The 10,367-nt window shown below is 40.2% G+C and carries 6 protein-coding genes; 4 read left to right on the top strand and 2 right to left on the bottom strand.

Annotation, left to right across the window (positions count from 1 at the left end):
- Together JHD79_RS03755 and JHD79_RS03750 are read right to left on the bottom strand one after the other, a co-directional pair.
- On the bottom strand, positions 1-673 hold a 673-nt coding region (locus JHD79_RS03755; RefSeq protein WP_199117862.1), incomplete at its 3' end, for a RagB/SusD family nutrient uptake outer membrane protein.
- 10 nt (positions 674-683) lie between these two features.
- Entirely contained in the window at positions 684-3,950 is a 3,267-nt protein-coding gene (locus tag JHD79_RS03750) for a SusC/RagA family TonB-linked outer membrane protein (RefSeq protein ID WP_199117861.1), read from the bottom strand.
- Positions 3,951-4,644: 694 nt separating this feature from the next.
- Here JHD79_RS03750 and JHD79_RS03745 point away from each other — a divergent pair.
- The 4 genes from JHD79_RS03745 to JHD79_RS03730 all read left to right on the top strand — a co-directional run bounded on the left by JHD79_RS03745 (position 4,645) and on the right by JHD79_RS03730 (position 10,309).
- Entirely contained in the window at positions 4,645-6,333 is a 1,689-nt protein-coding gene (locus JHD79_RS03745) for a ribulokinase (protein ID WP_199117860.1), read from the top strand.
- Positions 6,326-7,024 carry an L-ribulose-5-phosphate 4-epimerase gene (locus JHD79_RS03740; protein WP_199117859.1) on the top strand — a complete coding sequence of 233 codons (699 nt, stop codon included), beginning with the start codon at positions 6,326-6,328 and terminating at the stop codon, positions 7,022-7,024. Before JHD79_RS03745 ends, JHD79_RS03740 begins: the two co-directional genes overlap by 8 nt.
- A gap of 31 nt (positions 7,025-7,055) precedes the next feature.
- Positions 7,056-8,546, top strand: a complete 1,491-nt coding sequence (gene araA / locus JHD79_RS03735; RefSeq protein WP_199117858.1) for an L-arabinose isomerase — start codon at positions 7,056-7,058, stop codon at positions 8,544-8,546.
- Between the two features lie 62 nt (positions 8,547-8,608).
- Complete coding sequence (locus tag JHD79_RS03730) at positions 8,609-10,309, top strand: sodium/solute symporter (RefSeq protein ID WP_199117857.1); 1,701 nt, start codon at positions 8,609-8,611, stop codon at positions 10,307-10,309.
- Positions 10,310-10,367 lie beyond the last annotated feature (58 nt).

Genomic DNA, 10,367 nt, shown 5'->3' with positions numbered 1-10,367 from the left:
GTTCAGGTACCCATTGAACGGCATACTCCATGTCTTTGGTAATCATATCCAAAATGGCCGCCTTTTTGGTACTTTTATAATTTTGTTTAGGAACCTCTAATAATTTGGTTACTAAAGGAACGTCACCGTACTGAAATACTAAACCGAAGTAGCGATAAGCCCTATGAAAATAGGCTCTCCCCTTATAAGCATTCTTGACATTTTCGCTTAAAGTAGTTACTTTATCTACATAAGAAATAACCGTATTTGCATATTTGATACCATTATAAGTTTCAGCCCAGTAATGATTGATATAATTACCATCATTACCATCGGGACCGGCAGCCCCGCTAGTTGGGCTTAGTGCAGAAAAATTGAAATTGACATTATTGGCATTCACATCAGTCTTCCCATAAACTGCTAAATCAGAAAACATATATTCGGTACCTATAACTACAGAGTTGGTATTAGCAGAAACATTGGTCCAATAAGAACGCAGATGCCTATCGCTAATGGCCAATGCGGCTTTTAAGCCAGATTCTGTACTGAAAGTAGCTTCTGGCTCAAATATTGAAAGTGGGTCTGGTTTAAGGAAAGCCTTCTTACACCCTCCCATAAACATCAAACTACCTAAAGAAATGGATAGCGTGAGTATTGATAAAGTTTTTTTGCTATTATATTTGAATAAGTTCATATCTGATTTTTTAAAGGGTTACATTTAAACCAAGTGAAAAAAGACGAGTAGCCAAACCTCCTGTTTCTGGATCACCATATTCCCAGTCTTTTTGCCAAGTAGCCACATTACGCACTGAGCCAAATACCTTCACTTTTTGGATATCCCATTTGCTAATTAATTGTTTTGGTAAAGAATAACCAAAAGAGATATTCTCTAAACGTATGAATGAGCGATCATATAATTTATTTGCACCTGCACCAGTAGGAGCCTGGGCATCTAATCTTGCATATTTGTTAGTTGGATTTTCAGGTGTCCAATATTCTTTCGCAAACGTGTTAAAGTTATTAGTGATTAAAGAACCGCCATTATCTTGGTTAAGATAGTTACCATCTAAACTTTTATGTCCCATGTACGAATAGATATTGATACCTAAACTAAAGTTCTTGAAAATGGTAAAATCGTTACGTAACTGCCAGTTAATGGGTGGCGCTGTTTGTCCTAAAAACTCTTTATCATTATCATCGTATACAGGCGTAATACTTCCATCTGCATTTTTGATATCATTTGCCGTATAATTATTCGCTATTTTAGGATCACCTGGACGTTGGTTATAGCGTTTAGCCTCGGCAGCTTCATTTGCCTGCCAAATACCTGTTACGCGATAATTCCAGATCTGGCTAATTGGCTTTCCAATAAACCAGCCATTACTGGTATCATCCATCTCTCTTCTGCCTATTACATTTCCAGAAGGATCTATGATGTCTTGATAGTCATAATAAAGGTGCTTAATTTTATTTTGATTATAAGAAAAAGTAAAACTTGTCCTCCACTCAAAATTATCACGTTTAATGTTTTGGGAACTAATAGAAAGCTCAAAACCCCGATTCTGTACCTCACCTAAATTTGTGGTAATACTATTAAAGCCAGTAAAGCCCGGAAGACGCTCAGACATGATCATGTCATGCGTTTTCATTGAATAATATTCGATCGTACCTGTGATGCGATCATTAAGAAAACCAAAATCAAGCCCTAAGTTTAATGCAGCTGTTTTTTCCCACTGTAAATACGGATTAGCCATACGGTCAACCAATAGATACTTCACCTCTTCCATGCCACTACCTACAATATAGCCCATTGTTCCTCCCAAACCAGAACCTAAATTTGCTAAAGAGATGTAAGGATCTGCTAAAGAGCGGTTACCATTTTCGCCATAAGAAACCCTTAACTTACCAGAACTCATCGGCTTCCAGTTAAAAAACTTCTCGTTAGTAAAATTCCAAGCCAATGCTACTGCAGGGAAAGTAGCATAAGGATTATTTTGTCCAAATGCAGAATAACCGTCACGACGTACCGAAGCCGTAAGCATATATCGATCATCATATGAATAAAAAACTCTACCTAATAAACCATCAGCTGTTTGACGCGAATCGTAACTTGAAATATTATTGTTTGCTCTTGTTCCGTTGGCCACATTATGGAAACCCAAGGCATCTGTTGGTAAAATATTTCTCGCTTCTATTCTTTCTTGCCAAGATTGACGCTCTTCCGCTTCTTGTACCAAAGTCACATTTAAACGATGTTTACGAGCAAAAGTATGCTCCCAATTTAAGGTATTGTTCAAATTCCAATCGAAGTTTTTAGAGGTTTCACGATCTACACCTCGGTTAACAGGAAGAGACTCTGGCAATGCCGCAGACATGAAATAACGGTTGTAAAACCATTGCAAACGTGGAGAGGCATTAAATGAATAAGTGATATTGAATGGCAATTTCACCTTAGCATTAAACATGGTGTTTAACACCGTATACCCTTTTTCTAGTTCTAAATATTGTCTGTCAAAATCATAATTCACACCTCTTTTGTTCGCTCCTCCATCACCCATTGGGAACTGCGAAAGACTGCCGTTAGCTTCACGGTAGTGACTAAAAGGCGCATTCCTAATTTGATTAGCATCCCAATAGTTTAATCCCAAACCAGGTGTCAAATCACCATCACTTCTGTTTTGAAAGTTAATATTTGCGCCAATCTCTAACCATTTATTCACTTTTCCTTCTAATTTTAAGTTAGAGCGGATGGCCGTATAATCATTATAGTTTATTGCACCCTCATTTTTAAGATAGCCCATAGACATATAATAATTCATCTTATCATTAGCACCAGATACACTTGCATTATAATCTTTGTTAAATCCAGTACGGAAAGTATGGTCATACCAATCGAAAGTATTCCCTGCCAAATAATCAATGATGGTACCTCCGATCAAACCTAAACGCTTAGCATAGATACTAGCGTCAGATTCACCCGCAACATTAGTAGTATATGCACGCCATTGGGCTAGGCTAATCCCATATTTACCAATATTGGCTGGGTTTTCGTACAAGCCAGGTCTAGCTACAGTTGATGAATTCTGATAAGCTTCGTATACTCCAGTAGTGGCATTAAATCCGTAAGTATCTTTTTTATACCAGTCTTCACGGTATTTCATATACTCCTCTGGTCCAAAAACCTCTCTATATTCACTCTTTACGGTAGTACCTATATTTGAATTGAAATTAACTACTGGCTTTCCTTGTTTTCCTTTTTTGGTCGTAATAATAATTACGCCACTGGCTGCCCTAGATCCATATATTGCCGCTGCAGAGGCATCCTTTAATACATCAATTTGCCCGATATCATCAGGATTAATTTCAGAAAGCTCTCCATAAAAGATCATCCCATCCAATACAATTAAAGGATCATTATGCCCCCCTCCCGTATATACAGAACGTTGTCCACGCAGTTGCATAGAACCTCCACCTTTTGCAGAAGGATCATATCCTACGCTTAAACCTGGGGTACCACGTAAGATGTCCTGTACGGTTTTTGGATTTTCATTGGCAATATTGTCTGGAATGACCTGTACAATCGAGCCTGTAAGGTCTTTTTTCCTCATGGTACCGTAACCTACTACCACTACATCGTTCAAGTTCTGTGCGCTTTCCTTAAGGGACACATTATAGACCGAAGCTGAGGTCAAAACAACCTCCTGCTTTTCATAGCCTATAGAAGAAATCTCCAAAATACCGGTAGCAGGAACCCTGAGTGCAAATTTACCTTCTGCATCCGTACTCGTACCATTGGTCGAGTTTTTCAGTTTTACTCCGATACCGGGCAGGCCTGCACCTGTTGTAGCATCCTTAACGGTACCATTAATTAAACGAGCGGCATCCTGAGCCATCCCTTCCTCTAGGCCTACTCCTATTAACAGAAGGAACATCAGGAACGCTAATCGTACTTGCGTAAAATTTCTGTTCATAATTTGATTTGGTTTATAAATGGTTATTTAATAATTGTTATTTTGACATTTATAAAAAAGTAGCCATTAGATCCATCTTTCTCTCGAAAAGGCAATTTGTTCATTTGTGAAGGATAAAGGTTAATACTTGGTTATAATATAGCTAGTTAGCCATTGTCAGCACTAAGTTAGGAAAAGATAAATTAACACCAAATTATAAACGTACTTTTAACGCTTATAATACATAAACAACTGTATATCATATATTTATTTTTATTTAAAACTTAAATACAACTTTAATTTAACATATAATTAACTAATAGACATGAACAGTCTCATGAAAATACTTGGTCAAAAGAAGGATTAAAAATACCCCTTCTTTGAATCTCCTTTCTGAAAACGTATAGTCAAATGAACCCTTAATCATTTAATATAAAATCAACCTGAAAAAAATTAGTATCCTCACCCTGTACCATTATTCCATATCTAACTATAAATGAACAAATTAAAACATATCACCTCTTAAATAATATATTAATAAGGCCATAAGCTGAAGAAGATTGTAAGCTATCGAGGTTAAAACAATCTTGTCTCTACCACCTTTCTTGTCTTCCTAAAAGGCTTTAACAGCAAAACCCAAATCGTTCTTTTAACTTTTTGCAAATATTTTTCGTTTTTCAAAAAAAATAAAAGTTAATTAGACGTTTATAATACTATGAAAAAAACCAAATATGTAATCGGTATAGACTATGGGTCTGACTCCGTACGTTCCATCATTGTAAATGCTGCCACTGGGGAAGAAATTTCGACAGCGATACATTACTATAAGAGATGGCAGCAGGGCCTATTTTGCAATTCCTCATCTAATCAATTTAGGCAACATCCTTTAGATTATGTTGATGGGCTGGAAAATACAATTAAAGCATGCCTAGCTAAAGTTGCTCATTTAGACGTTGCAAAAAACATCAGGGGAATTTCCATAGATACTACGGGATCCACGCCCGTAGCCGTTGACAGGAGCGGCACTCCTCTGGCCTTGACAGAAGGCTTTCAGGACAACCCCAATGCCATGTTTATATTATGGAAGGATCATACCTCCATTAGAGAAGCTGCTGAAATTAATGCCTATGCCAAAACCTTGGAGATAGATTATCTAAAGGACGTAGGTGGAATTTATTCTTCTGAATGGTTTTGGGCCAAACTATTACATATTTTAAGAATTGATGACAAGGTAAGGGCAGCTTGCTTTTCTTGGGTAGAGCATTGTGACTGGATTCCATTTCTTTTAACAGGAGGAACCGATGCCACTAAAATCAAGCGAAGCCGGTGTGCCGCTGGTCATAAGGCCTTATGGTCTGAAGCATTTGGGGGCTTGCCTCCCGACGATTTCTTTAACGGAATAGATCCGCTGTTGAGAGGATTCAGGCAAAACTTGTTCGAAGATACCTATACCTCGGATAAAGCCGCCGGACTAATCAGTCCCGAATGGGCTGATCGCCTAGGTCTTCCCACAGATGTAGTAATTGGTATTGGCGCATTTGATGCACATATGGGGGCCGTTGGTGGTCAGATTGAACCGTACCATCTCTGCAAAATTATGGGCACCAGCACTTGCGATATTTTGATTGCACCAACTGAGGATATTGGCAACAGAACGATAAAGGGAATTTGTGGTCAAGTCAATGGTTCGGTAGTCCCAGGAATGTTGGGATTAGAAGCCGGGCAATCGGCTTTCGGCGATGTTTATGCTTGGTTCAAAACCCTAATCAGCTGGCCACTCCAACAACTAGATAACACAAAGCTTATCGATATGGAAACAGCCACCGCGCTTAAACAAGAAATAGAAAGCAATATTATCCATGATTTAAGTGTCAAGGCTAGCCAACTAACTGAACAGGAAAGCATAGAGATTGCCATTGATTGGCTAAATGGCCGGCGCACGCCTGATGCCAATCAGGAACTGAAAGCAAGCCTTACGGGACTGAGCCTTGCTTCTGATGCACCTCGTATTTTTAGGGCATTGGCAGAAGCGACCTGTTTTGGCGCTAAAAGCATAGTAGAACGATTCGATAACCAAGGTGTAAAGGTAAAAGGAATAATCGGTATTGGTGGTGTAGCAAAAAAATCGCCTTACATCATGCAAATGATGGCTGACGTTTTAGAAATGCCGATCAGGATCCAACGCTCTGAACAAACCTGTGCACTTGGAGCGGCTATGTTTGCCGCTGTAGCTGCTGACCTATACCCAACTATTGAAAAGGCAGTGGAAACAATGGGAACCGGCTTTGAAAAGGTCTATATACCAAATCCCAATAGGCAGGAACTTTATCGCAAAAACTACATGAAGTACAAAACCCTGGGACAATTTACGGAACATTCAATGAAAGCTAATCTATATGAGTAAATATCAACATATCAAGGAAGAGGCCTATCAAGCAAATATGCTGCTACCTCAACTAAATTTGGTTCTTTTTACTTTCGGCAATGTTAGTGCAGCAGACCGGAACCAAGGTGTTTTTGCCATCAAACCCAGTGGCGTACCCTATCCTCAACTAACGTTAGATTCCATGGTTATTGTTGATTTTGATGGGAACATTGTTGAAGGCCAGCTCAGGCCTTCATCAGATACTCAAACCCACGCAGTACTGTACAAATACTGGAATGACATCAATGGTATTGTTCATACGCATTCCACCTATGCTACTGCCTGGGCACAGGCACAATGCGACATCCCTATTTTTGGGACAACGCATGCCGACCATTTAACAGTTGACATTCCCTGCGCACCGCCGATGAGTGATGAGATGATCAAAGGAAACTACGAATATGAAACTGGTTTTCAGATCATCAACCATTTCACAGCACTAGGCTTAAGCCACCATGATGTGGAAATGATATTAGTAGGTAACCATGCCCCTTTTACATGGGGCAAAACTGCAGCAAAAGCTGTCTATAATAGTGCAGTATTGGAATCTGTAGCCCAAATGGCATTATTGACCAAGCAGATCAATCCTCAGGCACCAGAGCTCAAGGAAGCGTTGATCAAAAAACATTTCGAACGAAAACACGGACCGGATTCATATTACGGCCAATAACATCATTAATACAGTATAACCTAAAAACCAAATGATCAATTTAAAAAATCTAGAGGTCTGGTTCATCACCGGAAGTCAAAACCTATATGGTGAAGAAACCTTAAAACAAGTGGCCCAACATGCCCAGCAGGTAGCAAAAGGATTGAACGATGCTGATCAGATCCCTGTGAGCATTACCTATAAACCAATCGTAAAAACGCCAGAAGAAATTTTCGACACCCTCCAACAAGCGAATGCGACAGCTAACTGTATTGGCGTGATTACTTGGATGCATACCTTTTCTCCAGCAAAAATGTGGATAAGAGGCTTAAGTATTCTTCAAAAGCCATTACTCCACCTACATACACAATTCAACCGGGATATTCCTTGGAATACCATTAACATGGATTTCATGAACCTGAACCAAAGTGCCCATGGAGATCGTGAATTTGGTTTCATGGTCAGTAGAATGCGCAAGGATCGAAAAGTTGTGGTAGGCCACTGGCAGGATGAAGAAGTATTGAACCAGATCAATACATGGAGCCGTGCAGCGGCAGGTTGGTATGATTGGCAAGGTGCCAAATTCGCACGCTTCGGAGACAACATGCGCTATGTTGCCGTAACCGAGGGAGACAAAGTAGAAGCCGAGTTAAAGTTCGGATTTTCTGTGAACACTTATGGTATCGGAGATCTGGTCGAGATTATCAATAGTGCAAGTGATCAGTCCGTCCATCAATTATTAGACGAATATGAAGAAAGTTATAATATGGCAGCCGAGCTTCGTAAAGGCGGCGAAAAACACCAATCAGTATATGATGCTGCAAAAATTGAAATTGGTCTGCGCAAATTCTTGGCCGAAGGCAATTTCAAAGGTTTTTCAGATACTTTCGAAGACCTGCACGGAATGGTCCAGTTACCGGGCATTGCTGTACAGAGGTTAATGGCAGATGGATTTGGCTTTGCTGGCGAGGGCGACTGGAAAACTGCGGCACTGGTAAGAGCTTGCAAGGTAATGGGCAACGGATTGCCTGGAGCCAATGCCTTCATGGAAGATTATACCTATCATTTCGATCCCACAAACTCATTGGTTTTGGGTTCGCATATGCTGGAAGTTGATGCCTCATTGGCCAAAGGAAAGGCAAGCTTGGAAGTACACCCATTGGGCATAGGCGGGAAAGCCGCCCCGGCCAGATTGGTATTCAACGTAGCCGGCGGGCCTGCACTGAATGCATCTATTGTAGATATGGGTAATCGTTTCCGCCTCATTGTAAATGAAGTTGAAGCTGTAGAAGCGGAAAATGAACTGCCCAACCTACCTGTAGCCCGTGTATTGTGGAAGCCATTGCCGAACATGAAAACTGGCTGCACGGCATGGATTTATGCAGGAGGAGCACATCACACGGCTTATAGCCAAAACTTAACAACTGCCCACTTTCTTGATTTCGCCAATCTAGCAGGAATAGAGTACATCAACATTGGTGTGGAAACTAAACTTGACCAGTTTAGAAACCAATTACACTGGAATGAAATATTCTATAAATAACTTAAAACTGGGCAGGTCCTAAAAACCTGCCTTATAACCTAAACCAATTATCAAACATTAGTATGAGCAATTTTTCATTAATTGATTATGCTGTTTTTATATTTTATTTTGTACTGATCTCTGGGTATGGATACTATATATACAGTAGAAAAAAAAACAAAGAAACATCAGGAAGTCATGATTTCTTTCTTGCCGAAGGATCATTGACATGGTGGGCAATCGGAGCCTCTCTCATTGCTTCAAATATATCGGCAGAGCAGTTCATTGGCATGAGTGGCAATGGATTTGTGGTAGGAATTGCAGTGGCAGCCTATGAATGGGTCGCTGCAATTGCGCTGATTATCGTTGCCGTATGGTTTATCCCGGTGTACCTTAAGAATAAGATCTTTACCATGCCACAATTCCTTCAGACTAGGTATAACGAGACGGTAAGTTTGATCATGGCCATTTTTTGGTTGTTCCTCTACATCTTTGTCAACCTAACTTCCATCCTATACTTAGGGGCCCTCGCTATAAGTAACATGACCGACGGCACCCATTTCCATCTAATCATGGTGCTCTTATCTATTTTCGCACTTATCATTACCCTTGGTGGAATGAAAGTAATCGGATTTACAGATGTGATACAGGTATTGGTTCTGATTATTGGCGGATTGGCGACGACCTATATTGCCCTAGTAATGGTTAGCGAGCAGTTTGGTCTGGGCAAGGATGCACTTGCAGGCTTCACTGCGATGATGAAAGATGCACCTGACCATTTCAAAATGATTTTGGATAAACCGGGCCCTAATGCAAGTCAGGGAGAGATCAATAAATATTTGATGCTACCTGGTATTGCCATGTATTTTGCCGGTCAATGGATTGTAAACCTAAACTATTGGGGCTGCAACCAATACATTACACAGCGTGCGCTAGGTGCAGACCTTAAGACCGCACGTAAGGGAATTTTATTTGCAGGCTTCCTTAAATTGGGAATGCCCATCATTGTAATGCTCCCTGGCATAGCTGCTTATGTACTCCATAAAAATGGCGCGCTTCAACAAGAAATGGCACCCGGAGGCCATTTCAATGCCGACAATGCCTACTCTGCACTTTTAGGTTTCTTACCTACCGGTTTAAAAGGACTCTCATTGGCAGCACTTACGGCTGCTATCGTTGCCTCTCTTGCTGGTAAAGCCAACAGCATATCTACCATTTTCACCTTGGATATCTATAAAAAGTACATCAATAAAACTGCCGAAGAAAAAAAACTGGTAGGCATAGGTCGCCTAACGATCCTCATCTCTATTGTCTTATCCATTATCTTTACCTGGGATGACCTACTGGGCATTGGAGGTGAAGGAGGTTTTACATTCATCCAGAAATATACTGGCTTTATCAGTCCTGGTGTATTTGCTATGTTTATTTTGGGCATGTTCTGGAAAAGGACAACTGGAACAGCTGCCATTGTAGGGCTAATCACAGGCTTTGGACTATCGGTAGTATTCAATAACTATGCACCTGCTTGGTTCGGTAATGAGACCTTGCTCTATACGGCCTTTCCAAATGGAAAAGGTGGATATGAAATTCCATTTCTAATATGTATGGGCCTATCCTTTGCTTTTACCATGCTCGTAATGATCAGTATCAGCCTAGCGGGGCCAAAGGTCAATCCTAAAGCTTTTATATTGGACAAATCTATGTTCAAGGTAGATGCCTCTACCCTAGTACTCATAGTAATCACCTTGTTATTGATTACCTTGCTATATGTGAAATTTTGGTAAGCAAAGGGATTGGCATTAAACTGCCGATCTACATAGATCAATGATAATATTAATAGTC

This window comes from Pedobacter sp. ASV28 (assembly GCF_016428855.1).
Taxonomy (GTDB): domain Bacteria; phylum Bacteroidota; class Bacteroidia; order Sphingobacteriales; family Sphingobacteriaceae; genus Pedobacter.
The sequence above is the reverse complement of the archived record's forward strand: the minus strand, read 5'-3'. Positions and strand labels throughout refer to the sequence as shown.